Raw genomic sequence first — 23,735 nt, forward strand, 5'->3', positions numbered from 1 at the left:
CCTTTCTATTGCTTATGGTTTCAATAAACCAATCGCTGATAATCCAATACCAAGTACAAGAAGTAATAGGATTATCTTATAAATTGTCCATTTCTTCTTTGTAATCAACCAGTAAACGAAGTACGTTAGAAGCATTGGTAGCATATAAGGCATAATTTTGTCTAAGATAGTTTGAACGGCAACAACTTGTTCCTTGCCTTTTACGGTCGTACTGTATTGTAATGCTAAGTTAACTTTAACAAAGGAAACTGACAAACCTGCGATAACAGTTAAACCAATCATACTTGCGATATCTGTCAACGCTTGCATCTTGTCACTCAAAGTATCAATAATACTTGTTCCGACTTTCCAACCTAGGTATCCCATCAAACACCGAACTCCGAAGGTTACACCGATCAAACAAGCAATAAACATAAGTGGTGCATAGATAACGCCTTGTAATGCTAATGAAGCAAAGATTGTTGAAAATAATGGTGCTAAAGCAAATTGTGATAATGCATCACCAATACCAGCTAAAGGACCCATCAAAGCCATCTTAACGGCACGGACATCATCTTCATTTTGTCCGCTATCATACATAGCTAACATCAAAGTTGAAACAAATGGATATGGTTGTGGATTAGTATTATAGAATTCTAGGTTAGATGTTGCTACTCGTTTGAAAGTATCTTCATCACCCTTATAAATTTTTCTTAACTGTGGCCAGATACTGTTCAACATACCAGTACCTTGCATGTTTCCATAGTTTTGAGCGTTTTGTAGATAATATGAACGCAAGATTGCGCTACGATAATCTGCTTTTGTTAAAACTTTTTCTTTAGATGCCATCTTCAATACCTCCGTCGTTTCCACCTTGGTCGCTATCATTATCCTTTGATGACTTCTTACCGTTAAAGTAGTTATTAAAGGCGATAACTGCACCTACGAAAGCTAAACCAATAACTGGCATTTGTAGATAAGCTACACAGACATAACCTAGGATAATTGCTGGGATGTATTCTTTCTTAACCATAGTACTTAAAATCAATGCGAAACCAACTGCGGGTAGTAATCCACCGGCAACTGTTAAACCATTCATTAACCATTGTGGGATGATCTTAATAAATGCACGTAAAGCCGAAGTACTTTCTGTTGCGGCAAATCCGAAAATAAAGGCAAAAATCATGAATCCATAAAGCGTTAAATTAGATAACCACTTATACTTACGATACTTACCTTCCATGATTGCTTTCTTAGCAGTTTCCATAGAACTTGAATTGATTGTAAAAATAAATGTGATGACAAATGGAACGATGATAGCAAATGGATATGAAAGTGTTAGTGCTGCACTTGGTGATAACTTATCCATTGAAATAGCCATAATGGTACCAACGATACCAGGTCCTAATGGATTTGGAGGCGTTGATCCACCGGGGCCAACACCAAATCCCATAAATGCTAGTTCAGCTGTAGCTCCAAAAATAACTGCTGTTCTCAAATCACCTAAAATAATTCCGACACCAAAGGCGATAAAAAGTGCTCTATTAGTATAAATTCCCCAAATCTGACCTGCGAAACAAAATGCTGCCCACAGTCCGACAAGAAGAGCTTGCCATATAGTAAATGTCATATTTAATTTCCCCCATGTTCCTTAACATAGTTATTTAAATTGTAATCTGATCCAACATCATTACCTAATGGTGTTGTTCTCGTATTAAAATCGACATTATATTCATTTTGTAATTTATATAATGAATCCAAATCTTCTTTATCAACAGAGATAAAATTAGTTAACTTAGTCTTTCCTTCTTTATAATGGATATTCCCTACATTTAATTCATGAATTGGAACTCCACCTTCAGCAAGCTTTAAAACATCTTCAGCCGTCTTAACTATAATAAAAATCGATTGTTTAGGAGATGCCTTAAAAATTTTGTCACATGTCTCTTTAATTGAGAAAAATCTGATGCCAATTGAATCTGGCGTTAATGATTTCATTAATGTTTGTTGGATGCTGCTCTTAGAAACATCATCGTTTGCTACAATTACTAAATTTACTCCTAAATTTGAAATCCAAAGTCTTCCTTGACCATGAATTAATCTTTCATCTAATCTGATTGCTTGAATATTAGGTTCTGTCAATTCATCCACCCCGTTTATTTACCAATATAAATTCCAATCTTTTTGGAATCTTATCAAGGCTTCCATATAGAAATAGTCGCCCCAGATATTACCTTCATCAACTCCTTTACCTGAGTGCCATGAGTAAACACTGTGATCAAGAATTGGTTGACCATCTTTTGCTTCATCGTACGTATAATTCTTAATCAATGATTCTAAAATGCTGTGCATTGCGTATCTATACAACTCTTTATCGCTATCAGATTCAGGTAGATACTTAAGCATTTCATGAATTCCACAAACTGCGATTGCACCTGCAGAAGAATCTCTGGCTTGATCATCCCCATCACTAAAAATCAAATCCCAAAATGGAACTGTATCTTCTGGTAATTTATTAAGAAAATAATTTGTTACTTTCTTAAATAAATTAATATCATCTGGATTCTTCGTGTAGTGATAATGAAGAGCAATGCCATAGATGGCCCAAGCTTGACCACGTGCCCAACTGGAATCATCTGAATAACCTTGTCGTGTCAAACCTTTAAGTGGTTTGCCAGTCTTAGAATCAAAGTAATAAGTATGATATGTTGAACCGTTGTCTCTAATTACTGTATTAATAGCATTCTTGTAATGAGATTCAGCCATTTTGAAATATTCATCATCACCTGTTTCTTCACTTGCCCAATAAAACAACGGGATATTCAAAAGTGCATCTATAATCAAGCGATAATTATCATCATCTCCTACATTGCCCCAGGCCTGAATGAATCCGCCCTTCTTTTGATACCTTGTAGCCAATTGATCAGCTGCTTTAATACCCGCATCTCTAGCTTCTTTATCACCAGTTAACTTGTAATCGCTGATTGTTGATGGAATATAAAGGAATCCTAAATCGTGATGATTAACAGCAATTTTATTATCTATTCTATTTTCGAATGATTTAACATCTTTTTTTGCTGCCTTAAGATATTTATCATCATTGGTGTATTCATATGCTAGCCATAACAATCCAGTCCAAAAACCATTTGTCCATTCGGTGTTGTCCATTACACCATATTTATTTTTATTGGCTGCTGGTGTCGGATATTCATTGCCAAAGTAATGAATATTTTTATTGATTTGTGAAATTGCTGAGTTTAAAGCTTCATCAACATCTTTCTTATTCAATAAACCATTTCTAAAAATAAATGACCATTAATTATGTCTTCTGTCGGCATCGTTGCCTCCTTTTTGAGTTTCTTATTTAGAAACCAATTTTACTTATTAGGAATTACAGTCATAATATAACTCATTGTAAGCGTTTTATCAAGTCGATTTTAAATATTAAAAAAATAACGATTATCCAAAAGCGGATAATCGTTATTTTTGCTTATTAGTATTTAGAATAATCACTATAACTCATTTTCAATTTTATTTTTTGTTTCCAAAACATTATTAATGATTTTTTTCAATTTATTATCATCAAGTCGATATTCTGGTGTACTAACACTAAACGCACCAAAAACCTTATTATTTTTCTTCAAAGTAGCACCAACACAAATAACTTCTTCCTGATTTTCTTTATCATCAATCGAATATCCTCGATTTTTAATTAAATTGATCTGTTCATTAAGTTTTGAAATACTAGTTATAGTGTACTTTGTAATTGGATTTAATGTCGTTTCTGAAAAGTAACTATCTAAATCATTTGAAGTCTTATCAGCCAATAGGGCCTTTCCCATTGCTGAAGAGTAAAGATTAAGTTTACCACCAATTCGTGATTTTAAATTAACACTCTGGGACTATCCAACTTTTGAAGATAGATAACTTTATTATTTTGTTCGATTCCCAAATGAACTGTCTCCGCAGTCTCATCACGCAGTTTCTTTAAGTACGGCAAAGAAATTCGACTAATATCGAAATCGGCCATAGCTCTTTGACCATAGCCAATTAACTCGGATCCAAAGTAATATTTTTTACTCTCTTCATTTCTCCAAACAATATTTTGTTCAGATAAAGTATTCAATATCTTTAACGTCGTCGATTTAGGGGAATGTACACCCTCGCTAATTTCTTTAAGAGTAATCCCATTATCGACACTCATCATATAATCTAGAATATTTTTAGCTTTTATTAAAACTGTTCCATATGTCTTTCCTTCAGCCATAACAAACTTACCTTTCTATTAATGCTTAAAAATCATAGAGGTCATGAAAGATAAATCTATTAACAATGATGAAAATTCATACTTGTTTCATACAGATACTCTCTACCCTACTTGATCTTTGCACTACTAATTTCTTCAAACTCATTACAATAATCTCGAGCATTTTCGATTACTTTATCGTAATCACCTTCATCTGCTGGAGCAGTTAAATTACTACCTGCTCCAACAGCAACAACGCCCTTATCAAACCATTCTTGCATATTGTCTATAGAAACACCGCCTGTTGGCATAATATTTACCTGAGGTAATGGTGCTTTAACTGCCGAAACAAAATCTTTCCCTAATATTTTACCAGGGAACACTTTGACAATATCAGCTCCATAGGTCATAGCAGTTTGAATTTCTGTAACAGTCATACAACCTGGTATATAGGGAACCTGATACAAATTGCATAGCAATGCTACTTCTTTATTAAATGACGGACTAACAATAAAATCAGCTCCAGCCATTATAGCAATCCTAGCCGAAACAGAATCTAATACCGTTCCAGCACCAATACAAAGTTCTGTGTCATTAGGATAGTCTTCTTTAAGCTTACAGATAATTTTATCGGCATTAGGCGCAGTAAATGTTACTTCAATTCCTTTTATGCCGCCTATTATACATGAAACTGCAGTTTTATAGGCTATCTCTTCAGATTTACCTCTGATTACTGCCATAATACCGTTTTTACTAATCTTGTTTAAAACATCTACCTTTTGCATTAATTTGCCTCATTTCCATATAAGAAATTGTAATCACTAATAAGAAATTGGACGTCTTTATTATAGCGCTTTCATTCCCTGATAATCAACATACTTATTTACCAAGTTTTTTTATTATTTTCATAATATTTAACCTAATATTCTGATTAAAATTTTATAAATCTATAAAAAAATAGAATATCCATTGATGGACACCCTATTTTTAATAGACATTATTTATAGAATCAAATATTCAACCAAGTTGATACTATCCAAAATTAAAACCAAAAACACGACAGCATTATAAACAGTGACAATGCACCTTTCGTCAATACTATTGCTAATTTTAGCTCCAATCAATCCGCCAAACACAGCGGCAAATGATATCGCTACAAGCAATAACGGATCAATTCCAAACACATTTCTCGTAATTAATGCTTGTATTAGCTTGGCGCCCTGACTAAAAAATATTGTAATAATAGAATAAATTGTTGCTTGCCTCATTCCTATACCAAACAGGAAAATAAAAACTGCAATATTTATTGGTCCTCCACCGATACCCAAAAGCGTCGCTAACCAGCCCAAAAAAAGGCCGACAATCAGCATTAAAATGCTTCCTTGTAAATACAATGGCTTAATCCTTCCACACAATAACAAAAGTGAGATAATGAGCGAAATTATGACGAGAATCATTTGCACAACGACACTTTTGTCACTGCCAATAAAAGAATGCATTAATTTGAAACTCTGATCACCTAATATACCACCTACTACAGAACCCAAGGATAAATATACTGCTGTACCGATACTAATTTTATTGTTCGAACGCAACTGTTTCCAAGTCGAACTGATAGACATTATAAAAACGGCAAAACTTGAGTAAAAATTAATCAAGATGACATTGTCTAAGTCTATTAACTGAAGTGCAGGTTTTATAATTAGTCCCCCACCCATACCGGATACTGCGCCAATAGTATTAGCTATAAAAATAATCAACGCATAAATTATAATTTTAAGCATCTTGTTTCACACATCTAAAACCTAGATGACTGCTTGTTGAATGACAATCTACTCCATTTCGAGCAGGTAACCTATATCTGTTACAGTACGAGCAATGGCATAAGAATGAACCTCCTCTAATCGCAAATTCTCCCTTATCAGGCGCTTCATTTAATTCATAACCATTAGTATTAAAATCATCTAAAAGTACATATCTAGGATTACGACACCATTCCCAAACATTCCCAATCATCTGATATAAGCCATTGTTATTAGGTTCATACGATTCTACTGGTGCTGTTCCAATAAAACCATCTTCCTTACTATTTTCCCAAGGAAATTCTCCTTGCCATGTATTGGCGTGAAACTGATTATTTTCAGTTAAACTAGTTCCCCAAGGATATTCTGTCGAAACACCGCCTCTGGCAGCATACTCCCATTGAGATTCTGTTGGCAATGTAGTATTAGACCATTTGCAAAAAGCTAATGCATCCTGCAACGATACGTGTACTACTGGATGATTCATTAAATCTTCATTAGAACTATTAGGGCCAAATGGATGATTCCAATCTGCTCCAGGAACCACTAACCACCACGGTGCTCCTGCAACGTGATCATATTCGCTTTTTTTCTCCTCATCAACAAGAATATGAAAAACGAATGACGAACCATATTTTTCAGCAGTCGTTTTATAACCTGTTGCCTGAATGAATTCATTAAATTCCTTGTTGGTAACAGTAGTAACTCCAATTTTAAATGAGCCCACATTTACCTTTGTGGCTGGGCCTTCATAATCTTCAGAAAATCCATGCTTATCATCAGTTCCCATTAAAAAAGTTCCACCAGTTAACTGTTTTAATTTCAACAAACTCACTCCCTAATTAGAATTACCTTTAGCAAAGTCTAAAGTAGCAACAATTTTACTCAAGGGTACCTTTGTCAATTTACCATCAACTACGAAATCCTCTTGACGTCCCTTCAAAAACTCAACCAACTTCTTCTCCAAATCAGCAACTACTGGACTATATTTCTTTTCGGAAATAAGATTATTCTTTTCATTTGGATCTTTCTGCACGTCAAATAACTGATATTCATCTCTTACCGGAAACCAAATAAATTTATAGTTATCCGTTAAAATATATTGGCTAGAATCATTCCCTAAATTATGTTCACCATGGAAATTGGTTCTCCAGCCTTCATAATCACCAAACAATAATTGCTTAACACTTTTACCGTCAGTCTTAACATTTTTATCCAACGCTAAATCGACAATAGACGGAAAAATATCTTGAATCTTAACCAATTGTTTAATCTTATGATTTTTAGCAGCAATTAAATTACCGGGATCATAAATAAAGGATGGCACATGAATACTTCCATTGTATGGATAGGCTTTTCTGAAAAGATAATGCTCACCTAGCTGATCACCATGATCAGATACAAACCAAATAATCGTGTCCTTGTCGTTTCTGAATTCTTTTAATGATGTCAAAAATCTGCTTATTTGATTATCAATATGCGTGATTAGTCCCAGATAGGCAGCAACCATTCTTCGTTCATCATCTTCTTTTAATTTTCCTCGAAGAGCATAAATACTAGGAATCTCATCCTTTAATGTTTCCCAATTACCAATATGTAAATCAATATCTTTGGGTAACCTATCCATATACATATCAAAATAATATTGTGGTGGATTCAACGGTGCATGAGGTTTTTCAAACGACATCTTCAAGAAAAACGGAACCGTAGGGTCCCGTCTTTGAAGAAATTTTATTGATTCTGAAACAACCCAATTAGTAGGATGATATTTCTCTGGGTATGGCCAAGGACGTGCTTCCCACGAATTACAATTAACGCCATCATCAATTATGTCAGTATCATGTCCTAAACTACTTTTTAAAAAATCTAGATAATCATCTGAATATTCAAACTGAGAGCCATATGGTTTATCGTACTTTCTATCTTCATGCAGATATCCATCATGTAATAAAACATGATCATAACCTAGTCTCTTTCTAGATGGATAAACATGCATTTTACCAATACACTCGGTTTGATATCCCATATCGGAAAATGCTTGTGGCAAAGTATTCGTAAAATTCCATGGCACTTCATCTTCATAGCCAACACGACCAGTTTGTTCCTGATCCATACCAGTTAGTAACGCCGCTCTTGCAGGAACACAACTTGGAACGGGGGAAAAGGCATTTTCAAAATTATACCCTTGGCTAGCCATCATATCTAAGGTGGGTGTACTAGCAAAATGATTAACATCATTGTATGATAATGCTTCTGCTCGCATTTGATCCACTACAATTAAAATAACATTAGGTTTCAAATTTTATATCTCCTTTTTTAAGCGGTTGGAACCCCCAAAATCTTTAATGAGTAGAAAATAATTGAAAGAATTAAAAAGATCCAAATAACACGACTTGAATTCATATGTTTTCTACCTAACATCCAGTACGCCAGCGCCACTAAAGCAATCGGAACTAAGGCTGGTAAAATTTGATCAAGCACTTCTGTTTGAATATCCATAGTCTTTTTTCCAATTACTAACTTGAATGGAACGATAACTTTAACAACTGAAGGAATTAATCCACCAATAACTAAAACACCCAATAGACTTGCAGACTCTGTTAAATTTTGGAGCATATTTCCCATGGAACCAATAATCTTTTTACCTTGTTTAAATGCAAATGGCATTTCAAATAGCCGCAAAATAATGATGGCACAGGCTACAAGCAACCAGAGAATAGCACCAATCGGATTTCCTTTTAACCCCATGTACGCGGCTAGAGAGCCCATAATTGTTGGTATAACTGCTCCAAATAATGAATCTCCTACAGCTGCAAATGGTCCCATCAGACCTGTTTTAATAGCTGCCACTGCTTCTTTTGACTCTGTTCCTGCATCATTTTGAATAGCTAAATCTACACCCATGATTGTTGGTAACAAAACAGGGCTGGTATTGAAGAATTGCATTTCCACACGCATCATATCTTTCAGAGCTTCTGGATCATCTCCATAAAGTTTGTTCATAGCCGGATAAATAGCATGAGCATAAGCTAAATTCATCATTCTTTCATAGTTCCAACCAAGTTGTGAACTATACATATACCTTAAATTGACACGTCTAATATCAGCTTTGGTTAATTTTGGACGTTCTTTAGTCATTTTACTTCCCTCCCTATTCCTCTTCATCTTCGTCTTCATCATTTTCATTACCATCAAAACCTACAGGTTGAGCAACCTTATTACTAATATTTTTGTAATAAATCATTGCAGCAATTAGCCCAACAATAGCAATCCCCATCATAGGAATCTTTAAATATGCTGCCAAGAAGTACCCAACTATTAAATAAGGAGCAAACTTTTTAACTGGTAAATAATGTAGCAAAATTGCAATACCAACTACGGGAAGTACCGCACCGGCCAGCTTAAGTCCGCCCATTAACCAATCTGGAGCATAATCAAGGACTAATTTTACAACACTATTACCAAAGGCCAAGGATAAGCCAACGGGTAACGCACGTGATAGTCCATACGGAATCAAAGTTAACCATGCATCCATACTCATTTTATTGTATTCACCACGTTCAACATGTTTATCTGCTCTGTGAGTAAAGTAAATAGCGATAAATCTTGCTAAAATATCTAATTGTACTAGTAGTAAACCTACTGGAACAGAAACCCCAATGGCAAATTCTATTCCTTTTCCACTTACAACACCTAGAGCTGTCCCAATAATGGCACCCGAAGCAAAATCCGGAATTGAAGCGCCACCAAAAGTACCAATACCAAGAACCATCAATTGAAGCGTAGCACCAACTATCAAACCAGTTTCCATATCTCCCATGATTATTCCCGCCAAAAATCCAGCAATAATCGGTTTACTTAATTGAAAACCTGCAAATAAGTATGCATCTAAAGCACATAATGTTGCTAAAATAGTGAGTAAAATTATTTGTATAACAGAAATATTAGATGCCATTTATAATCCCTCCAGTTTCATTTATGAAAGCGTTTACCTTTCACTTAAATTTATACTGCAAAAATTACTAAAAATCAACAGAATTTTAGTAAACTTTTTCTAAATGAAATTATTTGAATTTGAATAAACATCTAAAGTAAACTAATATCACTAATATAACTATTGTTGTAAATAATTCTGCAAATGAGGATTTATTATGAGTACAATCAATGATGTGGCTACGAAGGCTGGTGTTTCCAATGCTACGGTATCAAGGGTTTTAAACAATGATCAAACACTCCAAGTAAGCCCTGAAACAAGAAAAAAATATTTGAAGTAGCAGATTCACTAAATTACACAAAGTATAAAAAAAAGGTCCAAGCGACGGCTGGTACCATATCAGTCATTCAGTGGTATACACGTGAACAAGAAATAAATGACTTGTATTATCTTTCCATTCGCTGGGGAGTAGAAAAGCGTCTTCGAGAAAATAATTACGAAATCCAAAATGTTTTCTCATATGACGAATTTGATTATAATAAAAAAATTGATGGAATCATCGCTATCGGAAAATATAGTTCATCTCAAATATCAAATCTAAAGTCTTTACACATTCCTTTAGTAGTAGTGGATTCGGATACTATGCGTTATGAAATTAGTTGCGTTATAACGGACTTTGACAGTTCTGTTTTCAAAACAGTCAGTCACTTTATTAGCAATGGTCATAAGAGAATCGGAATGATTGCTGGTCAGGAAAAAACAACCGACAATGAAAATATCTGCGATGAACGTGAATTATCATTTAAAAAGTATATGTCAATAAATAAATTACTAAATCCTGAATACATATTTAAAGGACCATTTAATATTGACAGTGGATACGACCTTATGAATAAAGCGATTAAAAAGCTGGGGAGAAATCTCCCCACTGCTTTTTTCGTCGCCAGTGATGAACTTGCTGTCGGTGCAATAAGGGCATTAGAAGAACAGCATATAAGTGTACCTGATCGTGTCAGTATCATAGGATTTAATGGTTCCGCAATAGACCAATATTTATCACCCAGTTTAAGCACTATAGACGTCGACAAAAAAGAAATGGGCGCAGACGCCGTCGACCTATTGCTTAAATTAAAGAACAAAAAATTGAAACATCCAGTTAAATTAACAATTGGAACAAAATTACTACTTAGAGAAAGTAGCAATTCTTTAAAAAATGAAGGATACTGATTCAATGCTAATCTACGACATGCAATTCAAAGTGTATCTATGATTAAAAGAATAAAAAATTTTACTAAATAAATGAATTTTTATACAAAAAGAGACTGAAATACGGAAAAGCCTTCCATATTTCAGTCTCTTTATATTTAATATAAATATTATCAAAAGAATTCATTAACACATCAGCACTTAATGCCCTTTTTAATTCCTATGGCAAATCATTACCAGCAGCAAAGTAAACGTCATACCATTCTTGTTTAGTTAACTCAACGTCTCCACCCTTAGCACTATCAGTGATATGTTCCGGATTCATTGTTCCAATCACCACTTGAATATTAGCTGGATGTCTAAGAATCCAGGCAGCTGCAATCGCATTTTTACTTACGCTATACTTATCAGCTAACTCTTGTAAAATCTTGTTTAATTCTGGGAACTTATCATTGTTTATAAATGTTCCGGCAAACATCCCGTATTGGAATGGTGACCAAGCTTGAATTGTTACGCCCATACGTCTTGAAAATTCAAGAATTCCACCATCATGATTGATTGAACGTGTATCGGTCATGTTAGTATGCATCCCGAAATCAATCATACCTGTATGCATGATACTAAATTGCAACTGATTGATCATTAATCTTTGATCAACTGCTTCTTGAACTAATAAATACTGTTGAGGATTAAAGTTTGAAACACCAAAATGGCGAACTTTTCCGGATTTTTGTAAATCATCAAAAGCTTCGGCCACTTCTTCTGGCTCCATCAATGGATCTGGACGATGTAGTAAGAATGAATCTAAATAATCAATACCCATTCTCTCCAATGATCCATTTACAGCATCAATTATATGTTGTTTGGAGAAGTCATAACTTTTGCCAGTGATGATGCCACCCTTTGACTGAATGTAGATATCATCGCGGTTCACACCACTTTGCTTTAAGGCAGCACCGAAAACTTTTTCTGAATCTCCGCCGCCATAAATATCAGCCGAATCAATATAGTTAATTCCGCTAGCCACAGCAACGTCTAAATCATTAGCAGCCTGTTCTGGAGTCAAGCTGTTCATTCGCATAATACCTAGAGCCACAGCAGATGCCTGCCAATTTGTATCGCCAATATAAAGTTGTTTCATTAAACTTTCCTCCCATATTTTATCTAACAGTTCAATTATTATGTGCTACTGATTATAAGTCAACTGAAAAGATTACGCTTACAATATTATCATTATAGTAATTCATCTTTTTGAGACTACATTTTTTCCTTCCTAAATTAAACAAACTCATAATTGTATGAGTTTGTTTTTTTAATTCGATATATAATAGAAGTAAAAAATAGAAGGGGGCTTTCCTTAATATGTCAAAGGTACTCGTAATCTATGCTCATCCTGAAACTGCCAAGGGATCTTCAACCCATGAGCTTTACAAACACTTTATCAATTCATATACTGCCAAAAATCCTAACGACGAAATTATCGTCCACAACATTTCTGAATATATGCCGTTCAGATTGGATAAATTAGCTATTTCTATTTACAATAAAAATCTCGCCAAGAGTGACTTAACTCCTGATGAAATTCGTTTGAGCGAATCACGTGATAAATGGTTGGATGAATTTATTCACGCCGACAAATATGTTTTCGCTAACCCTATGTATAATCTCTTCATCCCTGCCGAAATGAAACGTTACATCGATATGATTATGCAAGCTGGTAAAACTTTCCATTATGATGACAAGGGATTATCTGTTGGTGACTTACATGGTAAAAAAGCTATCCACCTACAATCAAGTGGCGGCAATTATCACAATGATCTAATTCAAAATGATGCCATGATTTACGATTTAGGTGATCAATACTTACAAACAATGCTCCATATGATGGGGGTTGACGATTATTCCGCCGTATTCGCTGAAGGTATGGATAAAGACCCAATGCACACAATCGAAATTCTCGATAATGCGTATGCTAAAGCTGAATTAGCTGGCAAAGAGTTCTAGTCAAACTAGAGCTCTTTTTTTGAATGCTATAATCAAGATACAACGTTATGAATTGAGGTCCAAATATGTCTACTGAACAAAAATCTATTTCTGCCGAAGTTATCGAAGCTATGAAGTGGCAAATAGATCATACTCAAAAACAAATTGCTTCATTAAAGAAAGCCGAAAAGCGAGTTGGAGATGCCGAAATATTACAAGTTAAAGGCACCCTTCTCAAAACATATGCTAATCAAATCGATTTGAACAAAGGCTATGCTGTGTTACCTGATTATAGTCATCCTGGCAAAGATTTGACGGTTTACCTGGATAACAAGAAAACTATTATGGAAAATGCTGAGGAGTATTTCCACCAATATCATCGTGATAAACGCGGTCTAGATACGATTAAACAACATTTAGTTCAGGCCCAATCAGACCTCGCTAAACAATTAAAGCGTCAAGCTAACTTTAATCCTGACGATGAATCTCAAGCAAAAGTTGTCAAACAACAACTGATTGATGAAGATGCTATTAAGACAGAAATTTTACATTCATCTAAAGCCCCAGAACCAGCTCATCCCCGCCGTTTTTACACAACTGATAATGTTCTAGTTGAAGTAGGAAAAAACAGTGTCCAAAATGACCACTTAACATTGACCGCTAAAAAAGACTACTACTGGATGCATGTTAGTGAACTGGCTGGCTCCCATGTTGTCATCCACAGTACTGACCCTAGTGAACAAACATTACTAGAAGCTGCCAGTTTAGCGGCTTATTACAGTAAAGGCCGTGGCTTAAAGCAAGTTCCAGTTGACGTTTTAAAAGTACGACAACTACATAAACCCAAAGGTGCTAAGCCGGGATTAGTGTTATTCACTGGTAAAGCTGATACCTTAACGGTCTATCCTGACGGTAAAATGGCTGAAAAATTAGCCGAAAAAAAATAGAAAAGCCATTTGGCTTTTCTATTTTTGTCTATTTAAATAAGTAAACCTTACTTTCATAAGGGCGAATTTCCATATCTAAATCATCATCATAGTTACCAATCAATAACTGGCCCTTTGATTGACCATAATCTCTCGTCAATTCATCTTTAGTGAAATTACTGATAACAATCAGAGTTTTATCGTTATAACGACGCTTATATGCAAAAACCTGTTCATCCTCTGGATCCAACAATTCATAATCACCATAGATAATTAAATCACTATTGTGGCGCAAATCAATCAGCTTCTTATAGTAACTAAAGACTGATTCACTATCTTCAATTTGATTACGGGCATTAATTTCTTTGTAATTAGGATTTAACTCGAACCATGGTTTACCACTCGTGAACCCAGCATTCTTATTTTCATCCCATTGCATAGGCGTTCTGGCATTATCACGTGACTTATATGATAAATACTTCAACATTGAAGCCGAATCTACAATTTTTTCATCATCAACAAATTCATGGTAAGCATTTAATGATTCCAAATCTTCATATTGTGAAAGCTTCGTGTAATGAACATTGGTCATTCCTAGTTCTTCACCTTCATAAACATAAGGTGTCCCTTGCATCATGTGCAATGTCGTACCTAACATCTTAGCAGCTTTAACTCGATATTTAGGATCATCAGTTGCAAAACGAGAAACAGCTCGTGGTTGATCATGATTATTCCAATATAAACTATTCCAACCCTTACCATTGAGTTCAGTTTCCCACTTACTCAACGATTGTTTCAGTTCAGTCAACTTAATCGGTGTATCATACCACTTACCTAAACGTTTATCAGGGTTACCAGCCAACCCTACATGATCAAATTGGAAGACCATATTCAATTCATGTGAATCAAGGCCAGTATATTTAATGGCATCTTCAGGAGTAGAATCTGGCATCTCACCAACGGTCATCACGTCATATTTGGAAAGAACCTTTTGATTCATTTCTTGTAAAAATTCATTCAAACGTGGTCCGTCAGCAACGACTTTCCCAACATCCGCATATTTTTCATCAGGTGCTTTAGGACCATCTGGTAGTCCAGCAGGCTTAGAAATCAAATTAATAACGTCCATTCTGAAACCATCGACGCCTTTATCAAGCCAAAAACGCATAATATCCCAGACTTCATCACGAACTTTAGGATTCTCCCAATTCAAATCTGGTTGACCGTCGGCGAAGAGATGTAAATAATATTGACCAGTCGTCTCGTCAAATTTCCAAGTTGAACCGTTAAAATAAGAACCCCAGTTATTTGGAGCATGCCCATCAACTGGATCACGCCAAATGTAGTAATCACGATAAGGATTGTCCTTAGATTTCTTACTTTCTTGGAACCACTTATTTTGGTCAGATGTGTGATTAACAACTAAATCCATCATAATTTTGAGACCTAAAACATGGGCTTCTTGGAGCATCTGATCAAAGTCATCCATTGTACCGTATTCGGGTTGGATACTCCGATAATCACTAATATCATAGCCATTATCTTTGTCTGGAGATTTATAAATTGGGTTAAGCCAAATTACGTCGGCGCCTAAATCCTTGATATACGGTAACCGACTCGTCAAACCAGGCAAATCACCGATGCCATCGCCATTACTATCTTGATAACTTCTTGGATAAACTTGATAAACAACTGATTTTTTCCACCAATCACTGTATGCCATTAATTAAAATCCCCCTTTTAGTTATTACATCTATTTTAGGAGGATTAAAAGTTTATGACAACGGTTTCAGCCATTCTGTTATCGGTCACATTTTTTAGTGACTTTCCACCTTCCTATTTGCTTTACGATAAACCAAATAAGAAGTAACCGGTACAGTCAAAATAACTCCAATCGTACAAATCAACGTCGTCAAAATCTCGGCGACCACTAGTTTATCATTCAAAATCTCGGTAAATTTATATCCTAACGAATGAATGACAAAGAACAACGAAAATGTTGAAGCAAAGAAATTAAACAGTAAGGTATTAGTTTGGGTATTCAAGATCTTATTACCTACAGAAAAACCGTCGTTAAAAATTTCTGATGGTGTTAACGTGGGTTTATTTTCGACAATTTCATTCAAACCACTAGTAATGGCTACACTCGTTTCAGAAATAACGCCTAAACTATTAATAACAATAATTGAAATTGCCAATTGTGGATATGACAGTCCAGCCGCCAAAGAAAAGCCTTCCAGTTCATCCTGATTTTCTGCTGCCATACCTTGTGCACTGGCCCAAAATTCTAGTGGAATCGTAATTAACAATATTACGACCATGATCAACAACGACGTTTTAAAAGCTGTAGTAGCAGTATTAGGATTATCAACGTTCATGTAAATCGCTACAACCAAAATAACCATGGCAATAATGCCGGTTGTTATTAAAACATTGAACCCGTCAGCTATCAAAATTAATAACGCAATAATAGAAAAAACATTGATTCCCAGACCAAATAATAATGTGAGACCTCTTGTTCCTGTGACCATCAACAATAAAACTACAAAGGTCAAAAATAAATACAACATTATCTCACCCTCTTCGTAATTACTTTACTAGCAATCAAACTGGTTACTGGAACGGTCAAAATAATCCCAATTCCACTAATCAAAAGTTGCGTAATTCCAAGACTTAATGTCATTTCAACGGTATAGCCAATTGAATTACCATTGCTTAAATAAAGTAAGACAACATTAAGATTCTCAGCAATTACAATAAATAAGAGAATGTTAATTAACGGTCCAATTAACTCTCGACCAATATTGATACCTGATTTGAACAAAGTGGTTTCTTTAACATCTGTTAATTCCTTTTTCATCTCAATCAAAGACGATGAAATATCCATCGTTTCATCCAAGATAACTCCCAAGACACTGAAAATTACTTGGGCAAAGAAGACTCCTTTATACGGCTGCAATTCAAAATCATTCAGTTCGACATGGACGCCACTATATCTCGACATCCCTAGTACAAAAGCACTCAGTAAAATGGCCGTTGTCGTAGCAATAATCGTACTAGAATATGCCATCAACGCTTGATACGATGGTCCTAAAATAACTAACAAGGCCGTTGCAGAAATCAATAACGCCGTTATAACGGTTAATGGCAACAAAACACTATTATGTTTTTGAATAATAATCTGCATAAAGCCATAAAAAATTGCGATATTAATTAATACACTAATAAATAACTTTCGGCGGTCAAATTTCATGCAATATAACAAAAAGATAACTAATCCCGCTGTGAAAACCAAAACTGTATCACGCTTAACATTTTTAGGCGCATATCCTTTTGTCAAAATAACTTGTTGACCGGTTTGATACTTAATATCAGTCAATTGTGATTTGTAATACGTATTTTTAAAAGAAACTGTTTTACCTTTATCAGTAGTATTTAATAACTTCCCTGTCACTCGTTGGGTAATTTGGGTATCAGTATTTTTATATTCATCCGTCGAGGTACTGCGGTCAAGATTGGTAACCTGCTGGACTTTCATGACTGGATCATGGTACATAAAACTATCAAAATAAGTTAGCCCAGTCACAAAAGCCACGACTAAACCAACTATTATCAGTATTCGTAAATTTTTTTTCATAAATTTTCCTCGCATTTCTGCTCTTCTCTACATTATATGTTTTTTCAGAAAATATTTAATAATTTTCGTATTACAAATTTGTAGTTGACAATTCTCGGTGGTTGAAATATATTTGAGACATCAATTTGTTAGGAGAACAGTCATTATGAAATCTATTAACTCTCTAAACATCGTAAATAATCGTTGGCAAAGCCGATAACTCAGATTGGTCCGAGATGGATTCAGTCTGAATAGGATTGAATCCGTGTCGGCTTATTAAACTATGATAATTTCAAAGCCCGCATGGAAAAATTTTCTTAAAATTTAGCCATGTGGGTATTTTATTTTTCAAGACAATCCCACAATGTATGGGGTTGTCTTTTTAATTTGGGGGATATTACGATGAAACATACGGGAAGACTTTACGCAACACTTGCAGCACTAGCAATGTTTTTAATTTTTGCATACTTTTACACGGGGCGCGCTGATACACGAAAACAAAACGCGATTCCAAAAGTTGGGGTACTTCAATTGATGTCACATCCGGCTTTGGACCAGATCAATAAGGGTATCGACGATACTTTGAAGAAAAATGGATACATCGATGGTAAGAATGTCAAAATTGAGTTCCAAAATGCTCAAGGTGACCAAAGTAATTTAAGAACCATCAGTAAACAATTCGTTCAAGATAACGTTGATGTAGCAGTCGGAATTGCCACTCCTTCAGTGCAATCACTCAAAAACGCTACTTCAAAAATCCCTATCGTTATGGGGGCTGTCACCGACCCAGAGGGAGCTGGAATCATTAGTAACAATAACAAACCTGGTGGCAACATCACTGGTGTTTCTGATCAAGCTCCACTTGAAGCACAATTGGATTTAATGAAAAAAATCATTCCTAATTTGAAAACAATCGGGATCATTTACACATCTAGTGATGCTTCGGCTACTAGTCAAATGAAAAAAATGCAAACTTTAGCTAAGAAAAAAGGTTTAACAGTTAAAGTTTCTAGTATCAATTCAGTTAACGATATTCAACAAGTTGGTACGGCCTTAGCTGAAGGCGTTCAAACTATTTATGTACCAACAGATAACACCGTTGCTTCCGGTATGAAGTTGCTTTCTTCAATCGCCGCTAAGCAAAATATCGCTGTTTTCCCTGCTGCTACAACCATGGTTAAAGATGGCGGATTAGCTACGGTCGGCTTGAGTCAATATGAACTCGGTGAAGAAACTGGTAAACATGTTGTTCGTATTTTGCAACACAAAGAAGACCCTGCTACAACACCTGTTACTTTCATGAAAAAAGGTCATCTAATGCTTAATGAAAAAATGGCTCAAAAACTCAATATTCAATTCCCAGATTCACTCGTTAAGGAAGCTCAAAAGAAAGGACAAATTATCAAATGAATTTAATCGTCTCTACTATAAGTCAAGGTTTCATCTGGTCAATCATGGCCATCGGATTATTCATTACCTTCCGGATTTTGGACTTCCCCGATATGACCGTCGAAGGTAGTTTTCCCTTGGGGGCTGTCACAGCCGTCAGTTTAATTCAAAGTGGTCATTCAACTATTTATTCACTTTTCATTGCTTTTATTTTCGGATGTTTAGCCGGATTCGCCACAGCTTTTCTATACGCTAAACTCAATGTTCCCATCTTGTTGGCCGGAATTTTAACAATGACCGCTCTATACTCAATCAACTTACGTATTCTCGGTAAAGCCAACATGTCATTGACTAAATCAGCTAATATTTTCAATCAATTTGGTTTAGATAAATTACCAACTAACTTTAACGGTATTATTTTAGGAATCATCATTATTGCTTTGATTATCTTCCTATTGATCCTCTTCCTAAATACTGAAAAAGGTCAGGCTGTCATCGCTACTGGTGATAACGAAACGATGGCCGCATCCCTTGGTATCAATACAACTGTGATGAAATTTATCGGGTTGATGGTCTCAAACGGAATCGTTGCCTTAACTGGTGGTTTAATCGCTCAACAAAACGGTTTTGCGGACGTCAACATGGGTATCGGTGTCATCGTTATCGGTCTATCCGCTATTATTATCGGTGAAGTTATTTACCCAGATGTTCCTTTGAGTATTCGACTAATTACTGTCGTTATTGGTAGTATCGTCTACCGTTTAATTTTAATGATTGTGCTCCAACTAGGCTTCAACACCAACGACTTGAAACTTATTTCAGCCATCATTTTGGCACTCTGCTTGGCTCTACCAACAATCCGTGCCCAATTCCTAAAGACTATGCGAAACGGGGTTAAAACTAAATGAAACCATTACTAGAAATCAAAGACGCCGTTAAGACGATTTACAATGACGACGAAAATTTGAACATTTTAAATAACATCAATTTAACCATCAATCCCAAAGATTTCTTAGTCGTTTTAGGAACCAATGGTGCTGGTAAATCAACCTTGTTAGACGCTATTACAGGAACTAATCGCTTAACTTCTGGACAAATTCTTTTGAATGGTGAAGATATCACCAGTGAAAATTTGGCAAAAAGAAGTCGCCACATCAGCCGTGTTTATCAGGATCCTAAATCAGGTACAGCTCCACGAATGACCGTTGCCGAAAACTTATTATTGGCTAAAAGACGCGGTTTACCTAGACGGTTAAGATTACGTAATTTAAAGAGTCACATGCCAGAATTTCAAAAATTAATTTCCAACTTACCAACCCTAGATAACCGTTTGAATACTTTTACCGATAAGCTCTCAGGTGGTCAAAGACAAACATTAAGCTTTTTGATGGCAATTATCCAACGCCCTGAATTATTGTTGTTAGACGAACATACAGCGGCGCTAGATCCTCAAACAAGCAAAGACTTAATGGAATTGACTAATCGGATCATTTTGGAAAAAGAATTAACTTGTATGATGATTACGCATGACCTTTCCGATGCTATGAAGTATGGCAATCGTTTGATTGTTTTGAAGAAAGGTGAAATTATTTTAGATTTGAATCAAGAAGAAAAGAACAAGTTGACTGAAGCCGACTTGTTACAATACTTCTAGAGATAGCAAAAAAGCCAGTCCATTTTGGATTGGCTTTTTGTTTGGACAAATTAAGGCTTACTTGTAAACGTCAGTAGCTTTAACCCATTCGTTTGTAGCAACACGGAACATCTTTTCACCGTTGATTGTTGCATATTGGTCTGTAAACCATTTTGAATCACCACTTAGACCACGGTTAGTAATTTCTTTACCATCAATAGTGTAAAGGTGGAAGTATAAACCACTGTTTGTTGTAACAATACCTTTTTCCATTACTGGAGTTGGTCTGTTTTTAGTAACTTTGATCTTGATATCTTTGTTACCTTTTTTGTCGAACTTAATTGTTGCATCGCTTGAGTTAACAAGTGTGTAACCAGCTGGTGCTTCAATTTTTGATGAGAATGTGTCTTTACCGTTTAATTGCTTGTAACCTACTTCATCGCCATCTTGGTCGATAAATGAAATACGTACTCTTTGTAGTGCGTATCCACTGTGGCCTTTATGACTTGCTGAATGGCCTGGATTGGTGCCTGGAGTTGCTGGCTTTACAACTTCCTTAAGGTTTAATTTTCCACCAGAATATTCACCTGATAATTCAAATCCTTCAGGAAAATCATTTAAATTTTCTTTTTTAACTTGTTTTTTAGGATCTTTTAACTCCAGTGATTCTGGAAGTTTTTTGCTTTTTATTTTTTTAGCATCTAGAGCGTTGCCTTTTTCGTCAAGATATTGCAATTCAACTGATTGTAATGGAACATTTTCTACTTTTACAGTAATAACATTTTTTCCGTCTTTTGGATCAATTGTATATGATTCTTCAGTCGAAACGATTTTATAATTGTATGGTATCTTGATTTTATCTTTTGAAACTTTATTTTCACTATCTTTTACTTTAACAGTTGACTGAGCACTGTCTGTAAATTCAGTATCTCCAACAGGGTCACCATTTGTTAAAGTAAAGTTGACTGTTACAACTTTATTTTCTGTAGATTCAGATTGAGTATCATTTGCTGCCATAGCAGTAATATTATTTACATTAACGCTCCCCAAAACGCTTGAAAATAACAATCCTGTAATAATTAAAGTCTTACCTAATTTCATTAATTTTCCCTCCGAAAAAAAATTGTCCTTACTTCCTCAATAAGGTAAACCTAATATATTACATCGTAAATTTTTCTGCAATAAATAAACTACATATTTAAAATTCGTTGAGTTTTTTATTAATTTAACAACAATTATGTAATTATATATTCAGCATTTATTTTTATATAGATATAAGAATTTAATTATGGAAACTACATTTTCTTAGTTTTATTTAATAAATTAACCGTATTTTTCAAAACTTGCCAAGGCCATTATGATAATTGTAAATTTTCTTTACTAATTCGTTTTAAAGGCAAAAAAATGACCGTGAATTATAAATAAATTCACGGTCATTTTCATTATAAAATTTAGGCAATATCAGATGCTTTTAGCCATTCATTTGTTGCAACACGATAATATTTAACATTATTGATTGTTTGCATTTGATCAGTTGCCCAATCTGAACTTGCACCTAAACCACGGTTAGTAACTTCCTTACCGTTACCATCATAAAGTGGTGTATAAGCAACATTCTTAGTTGTTACTGTCTTTCTATCAGCTTTCTCGACAGTTGAGTTAGTATCCGTATTATTGTCAGTTTGTGACACAACGGTTACTTTATCGGCGGGAACCCATTCTGTAGTAGCAACTTGATAATAAGCTTTGCCATTTAGAACTAATTTATTAGCAGTCTTCCAATCTGAGCCAGGTGCTAGAAGACGATTAGTAATTGCTTTTCCGTTAACGGTATACAAAGTAGTTGCTGAAGAACCAACTCTGACTGTTGCAGTAAATGGTGTGATACCTTCAACATTCTTTGTAACGGCAATAAATTGAGTATTACCATCACTTTGAAGTGTCAAATCATTACTGTCTACAGTATAACCAGCAGGGATTTGATCAGCAATCAAAGTTACCGTGTCACCAGCTTTTTCACCAAAGACTTGGGTTCTACCAGCTTCACTATTATCGGCAGTCTTAAAAATAATTGTGTTTGTAACTTGTCTATTTACTTTAACGTTGTATTCCTTACCTTGCTCTAAAGTGATGGTCTTGTTAGCATCAGCAGGCCATGAGCAACCATTTGGTAAGGTTGACATTGTATAAGCATTTCCGTCTCCACCATTGATTGTTTCTGATTTAACTAAATTACCCTTTTGATCGACAAAGTTAACTTTTGCAGAAATCATTGGTGTAACCTTGACGCCAACATTAGCATTGTCATTGCCAAAGACAGCTGTTTCACCATCTGCCAAGGCATATCCGTCAGGAACTGCTGTGATTTTAGCACCCTTAGTTCCTGTTACTTTTGTACTATTTGCACCAACTGTAGCGCCACTTCTATCAAAATAAGTTACGTTATTTACAACATCTGTATCTGCTTGTGTAACGGCGGCAGCATCATCTGATGCGTGCACTGTTGCGGGTGTGACAATTGTTCCAAGTACCATACCTGAAACTAACATTCCACTTAATAGTAATGATGTACTCTTTTTCAAAATAAACCCTCCGTATTCTCTTGTACTCAAACTAAATCTTAGTTGAGTCAAACATATGTTTCAAGAACTATCTTAAAAAGATTTTTATTCGCTGAAAATTACATGCCAAAGCCTTCCGGAATCCCCAATGCAACGCGAGCATAACGGCTCATTTTACCAACATTCCACATGGGATACCAGACTAATTGAATCTCGCATTCTTCAATACCAGCAACCGATTCAGCCGCACTTTTTATGGAATCATTCAACATATCGCTCAGGGGACATCCCATCGTCGTCAGTGTCATTGTAATAATCGCACTTTGACCATCTTCAATTTCAACTGCATATATAAGACCTAAATTGACAATATCGATACCAAGCTCTGGATCAATAACTTTGCTTAAAGCATCCATCACTTGGTCTTTTTTATTTTTGCTTTCTTCCATAATAGTATTCC

Annotated in this window: 24 protein-coding genes and 1 pseudogene; 7 read left to right on the plus strand and 18 right to left on the minus strand. The window is 35.2% G+C overall.

Annotated features, from left to right (window positions below; all coding sequences use genetic code 11):
* Positions 1-12: 12 nt before the first annotated feature.
* The 11 genes and pseudogenes from D1B17_RS11825 to D1B17_RS11875 all read right to left on the minus strand — a co-directional run bounded on the left by D1B17_RS11825 (position 13) and on the right by D1B17_RS11875 (position 9,982).
* Positions 13-828 carry a PTS system mannose/fructose/sorbose family transporter subunit IID gene (locus tag D1B17_RS11825; RefSeq protein ID WP_120141476.1) on the minus strand — a complete coding sequence of 272 codons (816 nt, stop codon included), beginning with the start codon at positions 826-828 and terminating at the stop codon, positions 13-15.
* Positions 818-1,609 carry a PTS mannose/fructose/sorbose/N-acetylgalactosamine transporter subunit IIC gene (locus D1B17_RS11830; protein ID WP_120141474.1) on the minus strand — a complete coding sequence of 264 codons (792 nt, stop codon included), beginning with the start codon at positions 1,607-1,609 and terminating at the stop codon, positions 818-820. The genes D1B17_RS11825 and D1B17_RS11830 overlap by 11 nt, the downstream gene beginning before the upstream one ends.
* 2 nt (positions 1,610-1,611) lie before the next feature.
* Entirely contained in the window at positions 1,612-2,121 is a 510-nt protein-coding gene (locus D1B17_RS11835) for a PTS sugar transporter subunit IIB (protein WP_120141471.1), read from the minus strand.
* Positions 2,122-2,139: 18 nt separating this feature from the next.
* The gene (locus tag D1B17_RS11840; protein WP_120141469.1) at positions 2,140-3,285 is read right to left on the minus strand and encodes a glycoside hydrolase family 88 protein; all 1,146 of its coding nucleotides are present in this window, start codon (positions 3,283-3,285) and stop codon (positions 2,140-2,142) included.
* Positions 3,286-3,491: 206 nt separating this feature from the next.
* Positions 3,492-4,246 (minus strand): annotated as a pseudogene (locus D1B17_RS13015) (IclR family transcriptional regulator).
* Between the two features lie 107 nt (positions 4,247-4,353).
* Positions 4,354-5,010: a bifunctional 4-hydroxy-2-oxoglutarate aldolase/2-dehydro-3-deoxy-phosphogluconate aldolase gene (locus D1B17_RS11850; RefSeq protein ID WP_120141466.1), complete on the minus strand. Its 657-nt coding sequence runs from the start codon at positions 5,008-5,010 to the stop codon at positions 4,354-4,356.
* A 216-nt stretch (positions 5,011-5,226) separates the two neighbouring features.
* Positions 5,227-6,009: a sulfite exporter TauE/SafE family protein gene (locus D1B17_RS11855; protein WP_120141464.1), complete on the minus strand. Its 783-nt coding sequence runs from the start codon at positions 6,007-6,009 to the stop codon at positions 5,227-5,229.
* Positions 6,002-6,853, minus strand: coding sequence for a formylglycine-generating enzyme family protein (locus tag D1B17_RS11860; protein ID WP_120141461.1), 852 nt, complete (start codon positions 6,851-6,853; stop codon positions 6,002-6,004). Before D1B17_RS11860 ends, D1B17_RS11855 begins: the two co-directional genes overlap by 8 nt.
* A gap of 12 nt (positions 6,854-6,865) precedes the next feature.
* Positions 6,866-8,290 (minus strand): manganese-dependent arylsulfatase, encoded by a 1,425-nt coding sequence (locus D1B17_RS11865; protein ID WP_240704478.1) that lies wholly within the window; start codon positions 8,288-8,290, stop codon positions 6,866-6,868.
* 53 nt (positions 8,291-8,343) lie between these two features.
* The gene (locus tag D1B17_RS11870) at positions 8,344-9,165 is read right to left on the minus strand and encodes a PTS system mannose/fructose/sorbose family transporter subunit IID (protein WP_120141459.1); all 822 of its coding nucleotides are present in this window, start codon (positions 9,163-9,165) and stop codon (positions 8,344-8,346) included.
* A 13-nt stretch (positions 9,166-9,178) separates the two neighbouring features.
* A complete protein-coding gene (locus D1B17_RS11875; RefSeq protein WP_120141457.1) occupies positions 9,179-9,982 on the minus strand; it encodes a PTS mannose/fructose/sorbose/N-acetylgalactosamine transporter subunit IIC in 804 nt (267 codons plus the stop codon).
* A gap of 196 nt (positions 9,983-10,178) precedes the next feature.
* Between D1B17_RS11875 and D1B17_RS11880 the strand changes: the two genes are divergently transcribed.
* Together D1B17_RS11880 and D1B17_RS11885 are read left to right on the plus strand one after the other, a co-directional pair.
* The gene (locus D1B17_RS11880) at positions 10,179-10,301 is read left to right on the plus strand and encodes a LacI family DNA-binding transcriptional regulator (protein ID WP_120141454.1); all 123 of its coding nucleotides are present in this window, start codon (positions 10,179-10,181) and stop codon (positions 10,299-10,301) included.
* A gap of 101 nt (positions 10,302-10,402) precedes the next feature.
* Positions 10,403-11,188: a substrate-binding domain-containing protein gene (locus tag D1B17_RS11885; protein WP_166806684.1), complete on the plus strand. Its 786-nt coding sequence runs from the start codon at positions 10,403-10,405 to the stop codon at positions 11,186-11,188.
* A gap of 199 nt (positions 11,189-11,387) precedes the next feature.
* On the opposite strand, the gene D1B17_RS11890 is transcribed toward D1B17_RS11885, so the two are convergent.
* Entirely contained in the window at positions 11,388-12,308 is a 921-nt protein-coding gene (locus D1B17_RS11890; RefSeq protein ID WP_120141449.1) for an aldo/keto reductase, read from the minus strand.
* Between the two features lie 221 nt (positions 12,309-12,529).
* On the opposite strand from D1B17_RS11890, the gene D1B17_RS11895 reads away from it, so the two are divergent.
* Positions 12,530-13,171, plus strand: a complete 642-nt coding sequence (locus D1B17_RS11895) for an FMN-dependent NADH-azoreductase (protein WP_120141447.1) — start codon at positions 12,530-12,532, stop codon at positions 13,169-13,171.
* Between the two features lie 65 nt (positions 13,172-13,236).
* Positions 13,237-14,097, plus strand: a complete 861-nt coding sequence (locus tag D1B17_RS11900; RefSeq protein WP_120141444.1) for an NFACT RNA binding domain-containing protein — start codon at positions 13,237-13,239, stop codon at positions 14,095-14,097.
* Positions 14,098-14,125: 28 nt separating this feature from the next.
* Here the strand turns inward: D1B17_RS11900 and D1B17_RS11905 are convergent, their stop codons facing one another.
* From D1B17_RS11905 to D1B17_RS11915, 3 genes are all read right to left on the minus strand, one after another.
* Positions 14,126-15,799 carry a glycoside hydrolase family 13 protein gene (locus D1B17_RS11905; protein WP_120141441.1) on the minus strand — a complete coding sequence of 558 codons (1,674 nt, stop codon included), beginning with the start codon at positions 15,797-15,799 and terminating at the stop codon, positions 14,126-14,128.
* 94 nt (positions 15,800-15,893) lie between these two features.
* Positions 15,894-16,646 (minus strand): YibE/F family protein, encoded by a 753-nt coding sequence (locus tag D1B17_RS11910; RefSeq protein ID WP_120141439.1) that lies wholly within the window; start codon positions 16,644-16,646, stop codon positions 15,894-15,896.
* Entirely contained in the window at positions 16,646-17,713 is a 1,068-nt protein-coding gene (locus tag D1B17_RS11915) for a YibE/F family protein (protein ID WP_120141437.1), read from the minus strand. The genes D1B17_RS11910 and D1B17_RS11915 overlap by 1 nt, the downstream gene beginning before the upstream one ends.
* A 381-nt stretch (positions 17,714-18,094) precedes the next feature.
* Between D1B17_RS11915 and trpX the strand changes: the two genes are divergently transcribed.
* From trpX to D1B17_RS11930, 3 genes are read left to right on the plus strand one after another with little or no spacing between them, the layout of a single operon-like run.
* On the plus strand, positions 18,095-19,102 hold the full coding sequence (trpX, locus tag D1B17_RS11920) for a tryptophan ABC transporter substrate-binding protein (protein ID WP_120141435.1): 1,008 nt from the start codon (positions 18,095-18,097) through the stop codon (positions 19,100-19,102).
* Positions 19,099-19,989 (plus strand): ABC transporter permease, encoded by an 891-nt coding sequence (locus D1B17_RS11925; protein WP_120141432.1) that lies wholly within the window; start codon positions 19,099-19,101, stop codon positions 19,987-19,989. The genes trpX and D1B17_RS11925 overlap by 4 nt, the downstream gene beginning before the upstream one ends.
* Complete coding sequence (locus D1B17_RS11930; protein ID WP_120141430.1) at positions 19,986-20,735, plus strand: ABC transporter ATP-binding protein; 750 nt, start codon at positions 19,986-19,988, stop codon at positions 20,733-20,735. The genes D1B17_RS11925 and D1B17_RS11930 overlap by 4 nt, the downstream gene beginning before the upstream one ends.
* A 57-nt stretch (positions 20,736-20,792) precedes the next feature.
* On the opposite strand, the gene D1B17_RS11935 is transcribed toward D1B17_RS11930, so the two are convergent.
* From D1B17_RS11935 to D1B17_RS11945, 3 genes are all read right to left on the minus strand, one after another.
* Positions 20,793-21,815, minus strand: a complete 1,023-nt coding sequence (locus tag D1B17_RS11935; protein ID WP_120141428.1) for a hypothetical protein — start codon at positions 21,813-21,815, stop codon at positions 20,793-20,795.
* Positions 21,816-22,165: 350 nt separating this feature from the next.
* Positions 22,166-23,296: an SLAP domain-containing protein gene (locus D1B17_RS11940; RefSeq protein ID WP_120141426.1), complete on the minus strand. Its 1,131-nt coding sequence runs from the start codon at positions 23,294-23,296 to the stop codon at positions 22,166-22,168.
* Positions 23,297-23,394: 98 nt separating this feature from the next.
* On the minus strand, positions 23,395-23,724 hold the full coding sequence (locus tag D1B17_RS11945; RefSeq protein ID WP_120141424.1) for a metal-sulfur cluster assembly factor: 330 nt from the start codon (positions 23,722-23,724) through the stop codon (positions 23,395-23,397).
* Positions 23,725-23,735 lie beyond the last annotated feature (11 nt).

Origin of the sequence: Companilactobacillus zhachilii (assembly GCF_003606365.2) — a bacterium.
In the GTDB taxonomy this organism is placed as follows: domain Bacteria; phylum Bacillota; class Bacilli; order Lactobacillales; family Lactobacillaceae; genus Companilactobacillus; species Companilactobacillus zhachilii.

Bases quoted from the DNA above. Each gene is read 5' to 3' on its own strand.
- D1B17_RS11825 (WP_120141476.1), bottom strand. From the start codon at position 828: ATGGCATCTAAAGAAAAAGTTTTAACAAAAGCAGATTATCGTAGCGCA.
- D1B17_RS11830 (WP_120141474.1), bottom strand. From the start codon at position 1,609: ATGACATTTACTATATGGCAAGCTCTTCTTGTCGGACTGTGGGCAGCA.
- D1B17_RS11850 (WP_120141466.1), bottom strand. From the start codon at position 5,010: ATGCAAAAGGTAGATGTTTTAAACAAGATTAGTAAAAACGGTATTATG.
- D1B17_RS11855 (WP_120141464.1), bottom strand. From the start codon at position 6,009: ATGCTTAAAATTATAATTTATGCGTTGATTATTTTTATAGCTAATACT.
- D1B17_RS11865 (WP_240704478.1), bottom strand. From the start codon at position 8,290: ATGCGAGCAGAAGCATTATCATACAATGATGTTAATCATTTTGCTAGT.
- D1B17_RS11870 (WP_120141459.1), bottom strand. From the start codon at position 9,165: ATGACTAAAGAACGTCCAAAATTAACCAAAGCTGATATTAGACGTGTC.
- D1B17_RS11875 (WP_120141457.1), bottom strand. From the start codon at position 9,982: ATGGCATCTAATATTTCTGTTATACAAATAATTTTACTCACTATTTTA.
- D1B17_RS11880 (WP_120141454.1), top strand. From the start codon at position 10,179: ATGAGTACAATCAATGATGTGGCTACGAAGGCTGGTGTTTCCAATGCT.
- D1B17_RS11890 (WP_120141449.1), bottom strand. From the start codon at position 12,308: ATGAAACAACTTTATATTGGCGATACAAATTGGCAGGCATCTGCTGTG.
- D1B17_RS11895 (WP_120141447.1), top strand. From the start codon at position 12,530: ATGTCAAAGGTACTCGTAATCTATGCTCATCCTGAAACTGCCAAGGGA.
- D1B17_RS11900 (WP_120141444.1), top strand. From the start codon at position 13,237: ATGTCTACTGAACAAAAATCTATTTCTGCCGAAGTTATCGAAGCTATG.
- D1B17_RS11905 (WP_120141441.1), bottom strand. From the start codon at position 15,799: ATGGCATACAGTGATTGGTGGAAAAAATCAGTTGTTTATCAAGTTTAT.
- D1B17_RS11910 (WP_120141439.1), bottom strand. From the start codon at position 16,646: ATGTTGTATTTATTTTTGACCTTTGTAGTTTTATTGTTGATGGTCACA.
- D1B17_RS11915 (WP_120141437.1), bottom strand. From the start codon at position 17,713: ATGAAAAAAAATTTACGAATACTGATAATAGTTGGTTTAGTCGTGGCT.
- trpX (WP_120141435.1), top strand. From the start codon at position 18,095: ATGAAACATACGGGAAGACTTTACGCAACACTTGCAGCACTAGCAATG.
- D1B17_RS11925 (WP_120141432.1), top strand. From the start codon at position 19,099: ATGAATTTAATCGTCTCTACTATAAGTCAAGGTTTCATCTGGTCAATC.
- D1B17_RS11930 (WP_120141430.1), top strand. From the start codon at position 19,986: ATGAAACCATTACTAGAAATCAAAGACGCCGTTAAGACGATTTACAAT.
- D1B17_RS11935 (WP_120141428.1), bottom strand. From the start codon at position 21,815: ATGAAATTAGGTAAGACTTTAATTATTACAGGATTGTTATTTTCAAGC.
- D1B17_RS11945 (WP_120141424.1), bottom strand. From the start codon at position 23,724: ATGGAAGAAAGCAAAAATAAAAAAGACCAAGTGATGGATGCTTTAAGC.